The sequence below is a fragment of the Kitasatospora sp. NBC_01300 genome (genome assembly GCF_041435235.1).
GTDB lineage: Bacteria > Actinomycetota > Actinomycetes > Streptomycetales > Streptomycetaceae > Kitasatospora.
This window is the reverse complement of record NZ_CP108408.1, coordinates 6,905,618-6,921,618: the sequence shown is the minus strand read 5'-3', so window position 1 is coordinate 6,921,618 and position 16,001 is coordinate 6,905,618. Positions and strand designations below refer to the sequence as shown.

The 16,001-nt window shown below is 74.0% G+C and carries 15 protein-coding genes; 9 read left to right on the top strand and 6 right to left on the bottom strand.

The features are described 5' to 3' along the window. Positions 1-44 precede the first annotated feature (44 nt). Together OG556_RS30175 and OG556_RS30170 are read right to left on the bottom strand one after the other, a co-directional pair. Positions 45-704, bottom strand: a complete 660-nt coding sequence (locus OG556_RS30175; protein ID WP_371521671.1) for a DsbA family protein — start codon at positions 702-704, stop codon at positions 45-47. Between the two features lie 16 nt (positions 705-720). After that, entirely contained in the window at positions 721-2,316 is a 1,596-nt protein-coding gene (locus OG556_RS30170; RefSeq protein ID WP_371521669.1) for an alpha/beta fold hydrolase, read from the bottom strand. Positions 2,317-2,558: 242 nt separating this feature from the next. Between OG556_RS30170 and OG556_RS30165 the strand changes: the two genes are divergently transcribed. From OG556_RS30165 to OG556_RS30150, 4 genes are all read left to right on the top strand, one after another. Then, complete coding sequence (locus OG556_RS30165; protein WP_363377112.1) at positions 2,559-2,939, top strand: PadR family transcriptional regulator; 381 nt, start codon at positions 2,559-2,561, stop codon at positions 2,937-2,939. Then, complete coding sequence (locus tag OG556_RS30160; protein ID WP_371521667.1) at positions 2,936-3,541, top strand: hypothetical protein; 606 nt, start codon at positions 2,936-2,938, stop codon at positions 3,539-3,541. The genes OG556_RS30165 and OG556_RS30160 overlap by 4 nt, the downstream gene beginning before the upstream one ends. 490 nt (positions 3,542-4,031) lie before the next feature. Then, positions 4,032-5,858, top strand: a complete 1,827-nt coding sequence (locus tag OG556_RS30155; RefSeq protein ID WP_371521665.1) for an Ig domain-containing protein — start codon at positions 4,032-4,034, stop codon at positions 5,856-5,858. 120 nt (positions 5,859-5,978) lie between these two features. Beyond that, the gene (locus OG556_RS30150; RefSeq protein ID WP_371521663.1) at positions 5,979-6,392 is read left to right on the top strand and encodes a hypothetical protein; all 414 of its coding nucleotides are present in this window, start codon (positions 5,979-5,981) and stop codon (positions 6,390-6,392) included. A 3-nt stretch (positions 6,393-6,395) separates the two neighbouring features. On the opposite strand, the gene OG556_RS30145 is transcribed toward OG556_RS30150, so the two are convergent. Further along, positions 6,396-7,325, bottom strand: a complete 930-nt coding sequence (locus tag OG556_RS30145; RefSeq protein WP_371521661.1) for a polysaccharide lyase — start codon at positions 7,323-7,325, stop codon at positions 6,396-6,398. Between the two features lie 322 nt (positions 7,326-7,647). Here OG556_RS30145 and OG556_RS30140 point away from each other — a divergent pair, with 322 nt between their 5' ends. Then, entirely contained in the window at positions 7,648-8,019 is a 372-nt protein-coding gene (locus OG556_RS30140; protein ID WP_371521659.1) for a YciI family protein, read from the top strand. Then, positions 8,016-9,236, top strand: a complete 1,221-nt coding sequence (locus tag OG556_RS30135; RefSeq protein ID WP_371521657.1) for an RNA polymerase sigma factor — start codon at positions 8,016-8,018, stop codon at positions 9,234-9,236. The genes OG556_RS30140 and OG556_RS30135 overlap by 4 nt, the downstream gene beginning before the upstream one ends. A gap of 64 nt (positions 9,237-9,300) precedes the next feature. Here the strand turns inward: OG556_RS30135 and OG556_RS30130 are convergent, their stop codons facing one another. Both OG556_RS30130 and OG556_RS30125 read right to left on the bottom strand, forming a co-directional pair. Then, positions 9,301-9,963 (bottom strand): DUF6461 domain-containing protein, encoded by a 663-nt coding sequence (locus tag OG556_RS30130; protein ID WP_371521655.1) that lies wholly within the window; start codon positions 9,961-9,963, stop codon positions 9,301-9,303. Between the two features lie 160 nt (positions 9,964-10,123). Further along, positions 10,124-11,560: a cytosine permease gene (locus tag OG556_RS30125; protein WP_371521653.1), complete on the bottom strand. Its 1,437-nt coding sequence runs from the start codon at positions 11,558-11,560 to the stop codon at positions 10,124-10,126. A gap of 71 nt (positions 11,561-11,631) precedes the next feature. On the opposite strand from OG556_RS30125, the gene OG556_RS30120 reads away from it, so the two are divergent. From OG556_RS30120 to OG556_RS30110, 3 genes are all read left to right on the top strand, one after another. Then, a complete protein-coding gene (locus OG556_RS30120; RefSeq protein ID WP_371521651.1) occupies positions 11,632-12,264 on the top strand; it encodes a TetR/AcrR family transcriptional regulator in 633 nt (210 codons plus the stop codon). Between the two features lie 43 nt (positions 12,265-12,307). Then, on the top strand, positions 12,308-13,951 hold the full coding sequence (locus OG556_RS30115) for an amidohydrolase (protein WP_371521649.1): 1,644 nt from the start codon (positions 12,308-12,310) through the stop codon (positions 13,949-13,951). 142 nt (positions 13,952-14,093) lie between these two features. Beyond that, the gene (locus OG556_RS30110) at positions 14,094-15,443 is read left to right on the top strand and encodes an erythromycin esterase family protein (protein WP_371521647.1); all 1,350 of its coding nucleotides are present in this window, start codon (positions 14,094-14,096) and stop codon (positions 15,441-15,443) included. Between the two features lie 37 nt (positions 15,444-15,480). Here the strand turns inward: OG556_RS30110 and OG556_RS30105 are convergent, their stop codons facing one another. Further along, complete coding sequence (locus OG556_RS30105; RefSeq protein ID WP_371521645.1) at positions 15,481-15,930, bottom strand: MarR family winged helix-turn-helix transcriptional regulator; 450 nt, start codon at positions 15,928-15,930, stop codon at positions 15,481-15,483. Between the last annotated feature and the right edge of the window lie 71 nt (positions 15,931-16,001).

Sequence of the window (16,001 nt, the reverse complement as noted above, 5' to 3'; positions counted from 1 at the left end):
CCAGGACGAACCGGCCGGCCCCGGCGCGGGGCCGGCCGGGGCCGTCAGGAGAAGTCGAGCGAGCCGGTCCGGGTCCGCTTGAGCTCGAAGAAGTTCGGGTAGCCGGCCAGCAGCCGCACCCCGTCGAAGACCCGGACGGCGTCCTCGCCGCGCGGGATGGCGCTCAGCACCGGGCCGAAGAAGGCGACGCCGTCGACGTGGATGGTCGGCGTGCCGACCTCCTCGCCGACCGGGTCCATGCCCTCGTGGTGGCTCTTGCGCAGCGCGACGTCGTACGCCGTGCTGTCGGCCGCGGCGGCGAGTTCCTCCGGCAGCCCGGCCGCGACCAGGGCCTCCCGGAGGACGGCGTCGTCGGCGGGCCGGTCCTGGTCGTGCAGGCGGGTGCCGAGTTCGGTGTACAGGTCGCGCAGCACGTGCTCGCCGTGCTGTTCGGCGGCGGCGATGCAGACCCGGACGGGGCCCCAGCCGGTGGTCATCAGGCGCTGGTAGCGCTCGGGCAGGTCGGTGCGGCCCTCGTTGAGGACGGACAGGCTCATCACCCGGAACGTGAGGTCGAGCTCGCGGTGGCGCTCGACCTCCAGGATCCACCGGGAGGTGATCCAGGCGAACGGGCAGATCGGATCGAAGTAGAAATCGACTTTGGTGGTCACGGTGAGGAGCCTAGGCGCCGAGTGGACCGCTTTCCAGGGCCAATCGATCACCATCGCGGTAGGCCACTTCTCAGCTGCAGGTCTTCCCGTCGGCCGGCACGGTGCCGTCCAGCAGGTAGGCGTCCACGGCCTGCTTCAGACACGGGTCGCCGGTGTTGTAGCCGCCGTGGCCCTCGCCCTGGAGGGTGATGTTGACGCCGACGCCGGGGCCGAGCTGCTGCGCCATCGCGTGGGCGCCCTCGACCGGGGTGGCCGGGTCGCCGGTGGTGCCGACCACCAGGATCGGGGCCGCGCCGGCGGCGGAGACGTCCGGGTGGTCGGCCTTGCCCGGCACCGGCCAGCCGGTGCAGCTCGTCAGGCCCCAGGCGGAGTAGGGCCCGAACACCGGGGAGGCGTCGCGGAACTGCGGCAGCTGCTGTTCGACGTCCTGGTCGGAGTAGCGCTGCCGGGCGTCCACGCAGTTGATCGCCCGGTTGGCGGCGCTCAGGTTGGTGTAGCGCCCCTGCGCGTCGCGCCCGAACATGTCGTCGGAGAGCTGGAGCAGCGTGTTGCCGGTGCCCTGCTGCATCGCCTCGGTGAGCCCGGCGGCCAGGACGGGCCAGGTCTCCTCGCTGTACAGGGCCGCGGCGATGCCGGTGACGGCCAGGGTCTCGGTGAGCTGCCGCCCGCTGGAGGTGGGCAGCGGGGACTGCTCCAGCTTCTGCAGCAGCGCCGTGACCGACGCCGTGCCCTCGGCGCCGCCGGCACCCGTCGGGCAGGCGGCGGCCTCCTCGGCGGCGCAGGCCTTCATGAAGTTGTCGAAGGCGAGCTGGAAGCCCTGGGCCTGGCCGAGCGCGGACTGCTGCGGGTCCTTCGTCGGGTCGACGACCGAGTCCAGGACGATCCGGCCGACCTCCTGCGGGAACAGGTGCGCGTAGACACCGCCGAGCTGGGTGCCGTAGCTGATGCCGAAGTAGTAGAGCTTCTGGTCGCCGAGCACCTGCCGCATCAGGTCGAGGTCGCGGGCGGCGCTCTCGGTGTCCACGTAGGGCAGCACCGGACCGGAGTTGTGCTCGCAGGCGGCGGTGAACTGCGCGTTGCTGGCGTCCAGCGCCTTCACCGCGTCGGGGGTCCCGGGAGTGTTGTCGACTGCCAGGGTGGCGTCCATCGCCTTGTCGTCCAGGCAGCTCACCCCGGCGCTGGCGCCGACCCCACGGGGGTCGAAGCTCACCAGGTCGTAGCGGGCGTTGAGGGAGGCGTAGTCGGCGGCGAGGGCGGGCAGCGTGGCGACGCCGGAGGCGCCGGGGCCGCCGAAGTTGAACAGCAGCGAGCCGATCCGGTGCTTCTCGTCCTTCGCCCGGCTCCGGATCATGGCCAGGTCGATGGTCGGGCCGTCCGGCTTGCCGTGGTCGAGCGGTGCCTTGAGGGTGGCGCACTGCCAGTCGCCGGCGGGCGCGGTGCCGCTGCCCTGCGCGGGACTGGGGGCCGGGCAGGCCTGCCAGTCGAGCCGCTGGGCCGCGAGCCCGGTCGCGGACGCGGCGGGCGAACCGGGTGAGCCGGCCGGGGAGGCCGGGGAGGTCGGCGCGGGCTCGACGGCGGAGCGGGCGTCGCCCTGGCAGCCGGCGGCGGAGGCGAGCAGCAGCGCGGCCAGGCCGAAAGCGCCGGCGCCGCGGACGACGGTGTGCATGGAGCGGTCCACCTCTCGGGTTGCCGGGCGCGCCCCGGCGGACGGCGGGGCGGCGTGCGCCCCGGCACTCGGCACGGTCAACGCACCACAGACCCTAGGGGTGGTGGGGCGACCGCGCCTGGCGGAAGGCCCGGTGGAGGGGCGTGCGCCGGTCCGGCTGCCACCCGCCGTCCGGGTGAGGCGTCCTGCGGCCCTCGTCCGGCATTGCCCACTACCTGGCGTCGCATGCTATCTTGCATCACATGGTACCTGGCATCACACATCACGACGGCGACGCCGGTACGGCCGACGGACCGGTGGCGACGCAGCTGCGCAAGGGCGTGCTGGAGTACTGCGTCCTGGCACTGCTGCGGGACGGCCCCCGGTACGGGGTGGAGCTGCTGCAGGAGCTCGGCCGGTTCCCGATGCTGGCGACCAGCCAGGGCACCATCTACCCCCTGCTGTCCCGGCTGCGCCGGGCCGGCCTCGCCGACACCTTCCTGCGCGACTCGGCCAGCGGCCCGTCCCGCCGGTACTACACCCTCACCGACACCGGCCGCAGCGCACTGGAGGAGTTCGCCACGCTGTGGCCCGCCTTCCGCGAAACCGTCGACCACGTCCTGGCCCCGGGAGAGAACCCGTGAACAACCCCATCGAGCACCCCCTGGTCCGCGCCCACCTGGCCGCGGTCGCCCGGTACACCGCTCCGCTGCCCGAGCCGCGCCGCCGCGAACTGCTCGCGGACCTGCGCGAGCACATCGAGGTCTCGCTCGCCGAGTGCGACCCCGCCGACGAGGCCGCCGTCCGGCGGGTCCTGGAGCAGCTGGGCAGCCCCCGGCGGATCGCCGACGCCGCGCTCGACGAGGAGGGCGGCACCCGACCGGAGCCGGAGAGCCGCGGCCGCACCGCCCGCACCCTGGTCTTCGCGGTGCTGCCGGTTCCGCTGTCGTTCGTCCCGGCCATCGGGCCCCCGCTCGCGCTGGCCGCCGCCGTCATCGCCGCGAGCAGGGTGTGGCGGTCCACGCAGTGGAGCCGCCGGGAGAAGCGGCTGGCGGCCCTGCTGCTGCTCTCCCCCGTCCTGGTCACTCCGCTGGCCGGCATCGCCGCCGCCGTCGTGTCCCCGTTCGGCCTGACCGCGACCGGCGTCCTCGCCGCCTGCGTGGTGGGCTTCTGCCCCGCCCTGCTCGCGGCGTTCCTCCTGGCCCGCTCCGCCGCCCGGCTGCGCAACGCCGCACTCACGGCCTGAACCGGCTTCACCGAAGAACACTGACGTTTCGCCGGCCCCCCCTGGCGATGCCGGACGCCGCCCCCACGCACAAGGGGGGGCGGCCTCCGCACGTCGGAGGCTCGCGCTTGCGCGCGCCTCTGCCCGGCGGCTAATGTCTTACCTGTTTCTCACCATCAAATCCCTTTTCGGCCAAGGCTGTTCATACGGTTAACGGAAACCCGTATACAGTGTGCGGGCCTGGAGAATCCGAACCGCCGCCCCCTCCGTCTGGGGGCTTTTCCATTACGCGGGAATCAAGGCAACTCACTTTACCGTCAGGCTCGTTGACCCTGTTCTCCGGCGGCTGCTTTGCTTCTCGGCGGCCGAGGCGGGCCTGTTTCCCCCCCGGTGATCCGTTGTGCGGCGGGTCATCCAGGCATTTCCACCGCCTCCGGCCTCTCCCTGTCCTTCGCGACCACCCGTCACCCACCGGTGCCCGGGCGGTCGGCATGAGAGAGGCAACCCTCACATGGGCCGAACCCCCACGTTCCGTCTCGCCGGACGGGCGGCGCTCACCGGCGTCGCCGCGCTCGCCCTCGCGGCGGCCGGCTTCACCGCGGCACCCGCCCAGGCTCAGCCCGACGACGCCGCGCACCCCACGGCGTCGGCGAACCACCCCTACCGGCACGGCGCCGTCCCGCTGCGCGGCCACCAGGCCGCACCGAACGCCACCTCCGCCAACAACCTCAACTACGGCGGCGGCGCGGGCAGTCCGAGCATCGGTGTGACCACCGGACCGGAGCACGTCTACCTGGTGTTCTGGGGCTCCCAGTGGGGCAGCTCCGGCACCGACGCCAACGGCAACACCACACTCAGCGGCGACGCCAAGGGCATGGCCCCGCGCCTCCAGCAGCTGTTCAAGGGCATCGGCGCGGGCAACGAACTCTGGTCCGGCGTCATGACGCAGTACTGCGAAGGCGTCGCCACCGGCTCCCAGACCTGCCCGGGGAACTCCGCGCACGTCGCCTACCCCACCGGCGGCGCGCTCGCCGGCGTCTGGGTGGACACCTCCGCCGCGGCGCCCGCCTCCGCGACCGGCAACCAGATCGGCGCCGAGGCGGTCAAGGCGTCCGGCCACTTCGGCAACACCACGGCCGCGGCCAACCGGAACGACCAGTACGTCGTCGTCTCCCCCACCGGCACCACCCCCGACGGCTTCAACACCGCGTCCGGCAACTTCTGCGCCTGGCACGACTACACCGGCGACACCACGCTCACCGGCGGCGCCGTCTCCTCCCCGTACGGCGAACTGGCCTTCACCAACCTGCCGTACGTGACGGACGCGGGCTCCGGCTGCGGCCAGGGCTTCGTCAACGCGGGGACGGCCGGCACCCTGGACGGCGTCACCATCGTCGAGGGCCACGAGTACGCCGAGACCATCACCGACCAGAACCCGGCCGGCGGCTGGACCGACAGCAGCGGCGCCGAGAACGGCGACAAGTGCGCCTGGGTCAGCAGCGGCCAGGGCGCCTCGGCGAACGTCGGCTTCACCACCGGCAGCTTCGCCATGCAGTCGACCTGGGCGAACGACTTCAACAGCGGTGCGGGCGGCTGCGAGATGTCCCACCCGATCGTCGGCGGCACGACCGGCAACACCGTCACCGTCACCAACCCGGGCGCCCAGACCGGCACCACCGGCAAGGCCGTCAGCCTGCAGATCGCGGCGACCGACAGCGCCTCCGGCCAGACCCTCACCTACACGGCGAGCGGCCTGCCGGCCGGCCTGTCCATCTCCGCCTCCGGCCTGATCAGCGGCACCCCGACCACCGCCGGCACGGCGAACGTCACGGTCACCGCCAAGGACGCCACCGGCGCCTCCGGCTCCGCCGCCTTCGGCTGGACCGTCACCTCCGCGGGCGGCGGCGGCCTCACCAACGGCGGCTTCGAGACCGGCACCCTGAGCGGCTGGACCTCCACCGGCAGCGCCGCCGCCTCCAGCGCCGCCAAGCACACCGGCGGCTACGGCGCGATGCTCGGCTCCACCGGCCCCACCACCACGTCCACGGCCAGCCAGACCTTCACCGCCCCGACCGGCAGCAGCAAGGTCGCCTTCTGGTACGACGTCACCTGCCCGGACACCGTCACCTACGACTGGGCGACCGCCACCCTCAAGGACAACACCACCAACACCACGACCACGGTGCTCGCCAAGACCTGCACCAGCGGCCTCGGCTGGAAGTCCGCCTCCGGCACCGTCACCCCGGGGCACAGCTACACGCTCACCCTCACCAACGTGGACGACAACTACCCGGGCGACCCGACCTACACCTACTACGACGACGTGACCGTCTCCTGACGGCCGCCCGTCCACGCCCCTGACGCCGCCGGGGCGGGCCACCACGGCCCGCCCCGGCGGCACCGCGCCCGGCGACCGCACCCCGCACCCCGCACCCCGACCCAGCGAAGGAGAAGAGCCGTGACCGTGCGAACGCTCGCGGCAGCCGCCCTGCTCGCCCTGGCGGCCGGCTGCTCGTCGAACACCGGCCCCGCCGCGCCGGGCCCGCCCGCCCCGGCCGCCCTGGTGCTCGACGAGCACGCCGACGGCACGACCGTACGGGTGGCACCCGGCACCGTCGTCCGGGTCGAGCTGCACAGCACCTACTGGTCCCCGGCCGCCGGCGACAACCCGCGGACGCTGCGTCCGACCGCCACCGCGACCACCCCCGCCCCCTCCTGCCGACCGGGCGGCGGCTGCGGCCAGGTCACCGCCGGCTTCCTCGCCGCCGCCCCCGGAACGGCCCGCCTCTCCGCCCACCGCACCACCTGCGGCGAGGCGTTGGCCTGCCCGCCCGGGCAGCGGGCCTTCACCGTGACGGTGACGGTCGGCTGACGGTCAGTGCTGGACGCCGGAGGACAGCGAGAAGTCCGCGAAGTAGGCGTGCTGGGTGCTCGCCGGGCCCCAACTGGTGTCGTGGCCGCCGTAGAAGGTGGAGAAGAACACGCCGCCGAAGGGGATCCTGCCGATGCCCGAGGCCACCCCGCGCGCCGCGTAGACCTGACGGCCGTCGTACCAGACGGTGACGTCCCCGGTGCCGCGGTCGACCAGCTGCTCGACGCTGTGCCACGCGCCGTCGCCCTGGAACCGCCAGTCACCGAGCCCCTCGTCCACCCCGTAGCCGGTCGGGCCGGAGTTGGTCGGGGTGTAGAGGTAGACCTCGCCGTTGTCCGGCACGCCCTTGGCGCCGCGCCACATGTAGCGCGTCGACCAGCCCGCGCCGTGGTTGCCGCCCGACTCCTCGCCGATCTTGCCGCCGTACAGTCCGGGCAGCTTCCCCGCCTTGCCCCAGTCCCGGCCGGCCGGGAACTTGAGGGAGTACTTCAGGTCCAGCGTCCGGCCCTGGGCCAGGGCGGACAGGCCCAGGCTGGTCAGATCCGTGTAGAACTGGCCGCCGCCCGGGTTCGGACAGTCGGTGCACTGGTTGGAGGAGGAGCCGGCGCCGTAGGTGACCTGGAGCGCCGAGCCGCCCCCGGGAGCGGCCGCGTCGTCGACCGCGCTCAGGTCCGAACCGCCCCACGTCCCCTGGTCGACCGCGCCCCAGGCGTGCTTCCACTGGTCCGTCCCGTAGCCGCGGAACTGGCCGGTCCAGGCCGCCTTCCCGCTCGCCACCGCGGCCGGCGCGGCTCCCCCGGCGCCCCCGGCTCCCTCGGCCCCCGAGGCAGCCGGCGCGGCGATCGAGGCCGCGGCGGGCGACGCCGACGGGGCGCAGGCGGCCAGGGCGGCGGCCGCGAGCACCGCTCCGAACACACGACGAGTGCTTTTCATGACTGCCCCTCCTGACGGGACCGGGCCGGGACGGCCCACCCGCTCCATGTGACGCTCCGCCACCGGGTCACAGTAGCGGCGCCCGATGTGACGTGGCCATCACACTCCCGGGTGACGGCGGGGCGGTTCCCGGCCCCCGGCCCTCCCCATGCGGGCCGTACGGAGACGCGCGAGGTGCGAGGTGCGAGGTGCGAGGTGCGAGGTGGCGATGCGGCCGCGAGGATTCCTCCGAACGTCCGGCGGAGGACGTCAAGACCGCGGCGACGGCTCCGACCACCGGTCGAGGAGCCCAGCCGGGCCCGCGAACCACGAGGAGCACGAGATGAAGTTCCTGATCAGCCTGCACATCAACCCGGCCGTGATGGACGCGCTGACCGACGAGGAGAAGGCGGCGATCGGCCGCGGCCACGGCGAGTTCATCGAGGCGCTGAAGGCGTCCGGAGAGCTGATCACCACCCAGGCACTGGCCGATCCGGCCCAGGCCGCCGTGGTGACCGTGCGCAACGGCCAGCCGGTGGTGACCGACGGCCCGTTCCTGGAGGCCAAGGAGTACCTGGGCGGCTTCTACCTGATCGACTGCGAGGACAAGGAGCGGGCGATCGCGCTGGCGGCGCTGATCCCGGACACCGCGATCGAGGGCCTGGGGGTCGAGGTGCGCCAGGTGATGTTCGCCGACGGACACTTGGAGGCATGACAGCACCGGACTTCGAGGACCTGCTGCGTGCGCTCACGCCGCAGGTCCTCGGCACCCTGGTGCGCCGCTACGGCCGGTTCGAAGGGTGCGAGGACGCCGTCCAGGAGGCCGTCCTCGCCGCCACCCTGCAGTGGCCGTCCGAGGGCATGCCCGACAATCCGCACGGCTGGCTGGTGACCGTCGCCGCCCGGCGGCTCATCGACCAGCTGCGCCGCGACCGCGCGCGCCGCGAACGGGAGTCGGCGACGGCCGCCGAGACGCTGCCGCCGGAGGTGCCGGACACCGACGACACGCTCGTCCTGCTGTTCCTGTGCTGCCACCCGACGCTCACCGCGGCCTCCCGGACCGCCCTGACGCTGCGGGCGGTCGGCGGTCTGACCACCGCCGAGATCGCCCGCGCGTTCCTGGTGCCGGAGGCCACCATGGCGGCCAGGATCAGCCGGGCCAAGCAGCGCATCAGGGCCGCCGGCAGCTCGTTCGCCCTGCCGGACGGCGCGGAGCGCGAGGAACGGCTGCGGGTCGTGCTGCACGTGCTCTACCTGATCTTCAACGAGGGCTACACCGCCACCTCCGGCCCCGAGTTGCACCGCCCCGACCTCGCGCGCGAGGCGATCCGGCTGACCAGGACGGTGCACGCGCAGCTACCGGAGGACGACGAGGTGACCGGGCTGCTCGCACTGATGCTGCTGACCCACGCCCGCCGGGAGGCGCGGACCACCCCGGCCGGCGACCTGGTGCCGCTGGACGAGCAGGACCGCAAGGCCTGGGACCGGGCGCTGATCGACGAGGGCGTCGGACTGGTCGAGGCGGCGCTGGCCGGCCCGACCCTGGGGGCTTACCAGTTGCAGGCCGCCATCGCGGCCACGCACGCCGACGCGGCCACCGCCGAGGAGACCGACTGGCCCCAGGTGCACGCCCTCTACCTGATCCTGGAACGGATCGCGCCCAACCCGATGGTCACCCTCAACCGGGCGATCGCGCTCGCCGAGACCGACGGCCCGGCCGCCGGGCTGGCCCTGCTGTCCGCCCTGGACGGTGACGGGCGGATGGCCGGGCACCACCGGCTGCTGTCCGTCCGGGCGCACCTGCTGGAGAAGGCCGGCGACCCGGCCGGCGCCCACGAGCACTACCGGCTGGCCGCGAAGGCCACCGCCAGCCTCGCCGAGCGGCGCCACCTGGAGGCCCGGGCCGCCCGGACCAGGCCGCGCTCCGACTGATCACGCGCCCGGGGCGTCCGAAACGTCCGGTGCGCGGCCCGGGCGGGCCCGGGAACGGCCGGGCTCAACCACCCTGCGGCGCCATCCCCGGCCTGCCCCGCACCGCGTACGCCGGCAGCCGCAGCTCGCCGAGGACGGCCCGGGGCAGGCTCAGCCCGAACCGCCGCCCGACCGCGCCGAGGGTGCGGCGGCGGACGGCCGCGGGCGGCTCGCCCCCGGGGCCGCGGGTGATCCCGTCGGGCTCCAGGACGCCCGCGGCGACCAGCTCGGGAACCAGCAGGTCGGGCTCCCGGCCCCAGCGCCAGCGCTCCTCGGCGAGGCCGAACCCGCACAGCACGGCGCCGTCGCGGGCGTAGTCCAGCAGCGCGGGCGGGTGGTCCGGCATCGGGCGGAAGTGGACCACCTCGACCCCGTCGCGCGCTATCTCGGTGAGCCGTTCGCCGCCGGTGGAGTCGCCGTACTCAACCGCGAAGGACCAGTCACCGGACTCGCCGACCCGGATCACACCGTCGCCGTCGTCGCTCGGGCGGAACACCTCGATGTCGAGGTCCCACACCTCGGTGCCGCTGAGCGGCCCGGCCGCGGCGGCCGGATCGGCGCCCATCCGGCGGGCGAGCTCCTGCGGCGGTATCCCCCGGGCGAACAGGACGCCGTCGACGGAGCACCCGGCGTCCGCGAGCCACCGGATGCCCTCCTCGCCCCCCGCCCCTTCGGTACCGTCCGTCATGACGCCCCCTCACCTCGCGCCGACCCGCGTGGCCGGGCCGCCGGTCCGCACCCTAACGGACGCCACCGACAACCGGCCGCCCCCAGGCGCGTCCCGGCCGAGCGTCCTCAGCACCCGCCCGAGGAAGGGCAGTTCGCCGGGGGCCGCCGGAAGACCGCGCTCAGGCACCCCGGCGGTTCAGCCTCCCGCGCATCAGCACCGCGTACACCGCCGCCGCGACGACCATGCCGACCGGCAGCGCGAGGTCCGCGCCGACGAGGGCGGCCACCGGCCCGGTGTACAGGGTGTCCACGCACAGCGCGGCGCCGGCCACCCCGGCCGCGAGGGCGAGCGCGCCGGCCGGGTTGACGCCCGCCCGGTACCAGAAGGGGCTGCCCGGGCTCTCGTCCGTGAGCGCGCGGCCGTCGTAGCGGTTGCGGCGCAGCAGGATGTCGGTGGCGTAGATCGCGGTGCTGGGGCCGAGCAGGACGACGGTCAGCTGGAGCACGTTGCTGACGGTGTCGAGGAAGTTGGAGACCAGCAGCGCGTACAGCGTGAGGCAGACGGCGACGGTGCCGTCGACGAGCACGCTGAGCGTGCGGCGGATCCGGATGCCGACGGCTTGCAAGGCGAGGCCGGCGCTGTAGGCGGTGAGCGCGTTGACCGCGATCGTGCCGACGACCAGGGCGAGCAGGAAGACCGGGTCGAACCAGCCGGGCAGGATCCGCTGGAGGGCGGCCTGCGGGTCCGTCATGTCGACGGCGCTGGCGGCGAGTACGCCCAGGCCGCCGACCGCGACGCTGGGCAGGAAGCCGCCGAGGGCCGTCCAGCCGAGGACGGCGCGCGGGGAGGTGGTGTGCGGCAGGTAGCGGGAGAAGTCGGCGCTGGTGGTGTAGGACAGCGGGCCGGAGGCGATCAGGGTGACGCCGGCCAGGACGGCGGACCACAGGCGGGTGCCGGAGAGCGGTTCGGCGGGCGCGTAGCCGAAGTCGGCGTGCCGGAGCACCACGTACCCGACGACGGCGAAGGCGGCGGCGAGCACCAGGGTGATCGGCAGGTAGAGCCGGAGGATCGCGGCGTGGCCGTAGACGCTGATGGTGAGCGTCACCACGACGATGGCCACCACGATGGCGATCTTGATCGGGGTGGTCGGGGTGATCCCGGCCTGTTCGACGAGCGAGAACGCGGCGACGGCGGCCGCGGCGAGGTTGAGCGCGAAGTAGCAGACGGAGATCATCCAGCCGGTGACGGCGTTGTTCACGCGGTTGCCGCGGACGCCGTACAGCGCGCGGGTGATGACCTCGCTGGGCGCGCCCGCGGCCGGTCCGGAGACCGCCAGCAGGCCGGTGCCCAGCCAGAACAGGTTGCCGACGACGACCACCGCGAACGCCTGGGGCAGGTCGAGCCCGGCCAGGACGAGGGTGCCGCCGACGACCAGGTTGAGGTAGTTGACGCTGGCCGCCGCCCAGACGGAGAAGAGTTCGCGGGCGCGGCCGCGCCGTTCGGTCTCGGGGATGTGGTCGATGCCGTGGACCTCGACCCGGCCGGCCCGCTCCTGCTGGAGCGGCGCGGCGGCGCGGGTGTCGGGGTGGGGGTGGTCCGGGAGCGTGGACGCCATTGGGGGCCCTCCGTGGGGGTGTCGTGCCCACCTGCTTGCTTATTGGTCGCACACTCAATAGCATCCGGCACATGACGTCAAGCGTTCAGCGCAAACGGGTCCGCAAATCCCCCGACGACCGGCGGGCGGAGATCGTCGAGGCGGCGGCCGCCGTCGCCCTCACCGAGGGCCTGGAGTGCATCACGCTGCGCAGGATCGCCGAGCAGCTCGACGTCCGCCCCGGTCTGATCAGCCACTACTTCCCCGCCGTCGAGGACCTCGTCGCCGAGGCCTTCGGCAGCGCCGCCACCGCCGAACTGGAGACGCTGCTGCCCGCCGACCCGCACGACGGGTCGCCGCTGCACCACCTCGCACGGTTCTTCGCCCGCGCCACCGGGCCCGCCTACGACGACATGAGCCGGCTCTGGCTCAACGCCCGCCACCTCAGCCGCTACCGGCCCGTCCTGCGCGACCGGGTCCTGGAGCAGCAGGCCGGCTGGCGCGGACGGCTCAGCGGCGTCATCGAAGCGGGCGTCACCCAGGGCGAGTTCCGCACCGAGGACGGCGATGTGGCGGCAATTCAGATCCTGGTCGTGATCGACGGCCTCGCCGCCCACGCCAACACCGGCCTGCGCGAACACCCTTCCGCCGTCACCCGGCTCGCCGCGGCCACCGCCGAACGCGAACTCGGCCTGCCCGACGGCTCCCTCACCCGGCACGACTGACCACCCCACAACTCCCCCACCCCGCAGCACCGTTGGAGCCGATGTGCGCACCTCCCTCGTCCTCCTGTCCGCCCGCCTGCTCGACCCGGCGACCGGCGGCCCCCTCCCGCAGACCGCCCTGGCCGTCGCCGACGGCCGGATCGCCGCCCTCGGCGACGACCGGGAGATCCGCCGACTCGCCGACGCCGCCACCACGGTGGTCGACCTGAAGGGCGCCACCGTCACCCCCGGGCTGGTCGACGGGCACCTGCACCCGGTCACCGGCGCCGAACTCACCCACGGCCTCGACCTCTCCGGCTGCACCGACCTCGCCGGGGTCCGCGCCGCCCTCGCCGCCGAGGTCCGCACCCTCGCCCCCGGCGCCTGGCTGCACGCCTGGGGCCTGGACCCGAACGTCTTCGGCGACCGGCCGGTGGAGTCCGCCGCGCTCGCGCCCGTCCTCGACGGCGTCCCGGCGCTGCTCCAACTCTTCGACGCCCACTCCATGCTCGCCAGCCCGCGCGCCCTGGAACTCGCCGGCGTCGACGGCCCGCGCAGCTTCGCCCAGGCCGCCGAGGTGGTCTGCGACGCGACCGGGCGCCCCACCGGCCTGCTGCTGGAGGACGCCGCCTGCGAACTGGTCGAACGCGCCGCCCCGCAGCCCACCCGGGCCGAACGCCGCGCCCGCCTGGCCGCCGCGCTCACCGCCATGGCCGCCGCCGGCCTCACCGGCGGCCACGCGATGGACGCGAACGGCGACAGCCTCGACCTCTACACCGAACTCGACGAGGCGGGCGAGCTGCCGCTGCGGCTGCGGGTCGCCCCCTGGTGCCAGCCCGGGGTGGACGCGGACGGGCTGCGCGCCCTCGTCGAACAGCAGCACCGGGGCGGCCGGCTCTGGCGGGTCGACGGCGTCAAGCTGTTCATGGACGGCACCATCGACAACGGCACCGCCTGGCTGGAACGCCCGGACTGCCACGGCGAGTCCACCCACGCGTTCTGGCCCGACCCGGCGGAGTACACCCGCGTCATCGCGCACCTGCACCGCGCCGGCGTGCCGACCGCCACCCACGCCATCGGCGACGCCGCCGTCCGCCACGCGCTCGACGCCGTGGCCGGGGCCTCGGCGCAGGACCCGGGGGCGGCCGCCGCCGGGGCGCGTACCGTCCGGCACCGGATCGAACACATCGAGACCGTCCCGGACGCCGTCCTGCGGCGTTTCGCCGAGCTGGGCGTGATCGCCTCCATGCAGCCCACCCACTGCTGCGACTTCACCCGGGCCGACCACACCGACAACTGGTCCCGCCGCCTCGGCGAGGAGCGCGCCGACCGCGCCTGGCGCTGCCGCGACCTGTGGGACGCGGGCGCCACCGTCGTGCTCGGCTCGGACTGGCCGATCGCCCCGTACCCGCCGCTCGGCGTGATGGCCGGCGCCCGCCACCGCCGCCCGAGCCGCGACCTGACCCAGCCGCCGCACCAGCCCGGGCAGGCGCTCACCGCCCTGGAGGCGCTGCGGGCGGTGACCGTCAACGCCGCGCACGCGGCCGGGGAGGAGGAGCAGGCCGGCCGGATCGCCGTCGGGCAGCGCGCCGACCTCACCGTCCTGGCCGCCGACCCGCTCACCACCCCCGCCACCGAACTGCCGGACGTCCCCGTGCTGCTGACCGTCCTGGACGGCCGCCCGACGCACCGCGCCGCCGCGCTCTGACCCGCCGGGCGGACCCCGCATCGCCGCAGGTCGGGGGTTATCCCCCCGAGGAACCCGGCGGTCGGCCCCAGCGCGCCGCACCCCCGCCGCGGACGATGATCATCTCACCGAGCTTTCGGGACAAGGAAACTGAGGAGAGATCATGACCACGGCGAACAAGCGAACGATCGGCCGACGCGGGCTGATCGCGGTGACGGTGGCGGCCGCCGGCACCGCCCTGCTGGCCCCGGTGGCCTCCGCCGCCCCTGCGGTGGACGGCCAACGGAGCACGGTGGTCCGCGCGTTGGAGCGGTCCGCGCACCCGCTGCGGTCGACCGAGCCCGGCGGCAGCACCAGCGACCTGCGGGCGCTCGGCGCGATGGTCGGGGACGCCAAGGTGGTGGGCCTCGGCGAGGCCACGCACGGCTCGCACGAGTTCTTCACCATGAAGCAGCGGGTCTTCCGCTACCTGGTCCAGGAGAAGGGCTTCACCACCTTCGCCCTGGAGATGAGCTGGTCGGCGGGCCTGAAGATCGACAAGTTCCTCCAGGACGGCAAGGGCGACGCCCGGCAGATCGTCAAGGACGAGCTGGGCCAATCACCTTGGGAGCGCCAGGAGTTCGTGGACCTGATCAGCTGGATGCGCGAGTACAACCGCCAGCACCCGGAGCACCCGGTCCACTTCATGGGCGACGACGTCGGCGCCCCCAAGCTCGGCGAGGAGGTCTTCGCCCGGGTCGACGCCTACCTGCGCAAGGCCGACCCCGCGGCCCTGGCGCGCGTGGACGGGCTGTACGCGGGCCTGCGCCCGCTCGACGACACCGTCGCCTACCTGAAGCGGCCGGTGGCCGAGCGGAAGGAGAACGCCGCCAAGGCGCAGCAGGCGCTGGACCTGGTCACCGCCGCCAAGGGCAAGGGCGGCGAGGAGTACGACTGGGCCGTGCAGCACGCCCGCATCATCGCCCAGACCTTCGCCTTCGCCACCTTCGAACTCACCGACAAGGCCTCGGTGAACGCCGCGGAGGTCGTCCGCGACCGGGCCATGGCCGACAACACCGCGTGGTGGCAGCGCCACACCGGCGACCGGATGCTGCTCTCCGCCCACAACGGGCACGTCGGCTACCTGGCCAGCGATCCCGAGATGTACCCCAAGACGCAGGGCTCGATCCTGCGCGACACCTTCGGCCCGGAGTACATGAACATCGGGTTCACCTTCGACCGGGGCTCCTTCCTCACCATGGGCGCCGCCCTCGACACCAATTGGGAGAAGAACACCGTGCCCGCGGCCACGCCCGGGATGAACGAGTACACCCTGGACCAGGTCCGCGGCCAGGACTACTACGTCGACCTGCGCACCGCCCCGCGCGTGGCCCGCGAGTGGCTGGACACCGCCCGACCCGTCTACGAGGCCGGGTCCACGTTCACGAAGGACCCGCTGCCCTCCGTCGCCCTCGGGCGGGCCCACGACGTCCTCGTCCACCTCCACCAGGTCCACGAGGCCACGAAGCTCTGACCGGGCTCCGGCCCCGCCTCGGGCCGGCGGCCCGGCCTCAGCCGGGCGGGGCCGCCGTCTCGGGGAACGCCCGGTCCAGCAGCGCGCCCAGGGCGGCCCGGTCCTGGCCGGAGAGCTGTTCCAGCGCGGTCAGGCCGGACATCAGGTCGGCCCGGATCAGCCGGACGGTCTGCTCGCCCCGGTCGGTCAGGGCGATGCTCTTGACCCGGCGGTCGGCGGGGTCGGGCTCGCGGCGGACCAGGTCGCGGCCCTCCAGCCGGTCGACGATGCCGGTGACGTTGGAGGCGTCGCAGGACAGCAGTCCGGCGAGGGAGCGCATGGAGCGCGGCCGGGTGAGCAGGCTGAGGGTCTTACCCTGCATCAGGGTCAGCCCGTGCCCGGCCGCGGCGGAGGCGAAGTGGCGGTAGTAGGCCGCGGCCACCCGGGCGAGCTGATCCATCAGCTCGCCCGGCGTGGCCGGTGGGTCCGGGTGGGGGTTCTGGTGCACGGTTCGAGCATAGGCACATTGCTTGACACCCTCAACCATTGAGGTTTACCGTCCAAGAATGCTTGAGGTCA

Bases quoted from the DNA above. Each gene is read 5' to 3' on its own strand.
- OG556_RS30175 (WP_371521671.1), bottom strand. From the start codon at position 704: ATGGTGATCGATTGGCCCTGGAAAGCGGTCCACTCGGCGCCTAGGCTC.
- OG556_RS30170 (WP_371521669.1), bottom strand. From the start codon at position 2,316: ATGCACACCGTCGTCCGCGGCGCCGGCGCTTTCGGCCTGGCCGCGCTG.
- OG556_RS30165 (WP_363377112.1), top strand. From the start codon at position 2,559: ATGGTACCTGGCATCACACATCACGACGGCGACGCCGGTACGGCCGAC.
- OG556_RS30155 (WP_371521665.1), top strand. From the start codon at position 4,032: ATGGGCCGAACCCCCACGTTCCGTCTCGCCGGACGGGCGGCGCTCACC.
- OG556_RS30145 (WP_371521661.1), bottom strand. From the start codon at position 7,325: ATGAAAAGCACTCGTCGTGTGTTCGGAGCGGTGCTCGCGGCCGCCGCC.
- OG556_RS30140 (WP_371521659.1), top strand. From the start codon at position 7,648: ATGAAGTTCCTGATCAGCCTGCACATCAACCCGGCCGTGATGGACGCG.
- OG556_RS30135 (WP_371521657.1), top strand. From the start codon at position 8,016: ATGACAGCACCGGACTTCGAGGACCTGCTGCGTGCGCTCACGCCGCAG.
- OG556_RS30130 (WP_371521655.1), bottom strand. From the start codon at position 9,963: ATGACGGACGGTACCGAAGGGGCGGGGGGCGAGGAGGGCATCCGGTGG.
- OG556_RS30125 (WP_371521653.1), bottom strand. From the start codon at position 11,560: ATGGCGTCCACGCTCCCGGACCACCCCCACCCCGACACCCGCGCCGCC.
- OG556_RS30120 (WP_371521651.1), top strand. From the start codon at position 11,632: ATGACGTCAAGCGTTCAGCGCAAACGGGTCCGCAAATCCCCCGACGAC.
- OG556_RS30110 (WP_371521647.1), top strand. From the start codon at position 14,094: ATGACCACGGCGAACAAGCGAACGATCGGCCGACGCGGGCTGATCGCG.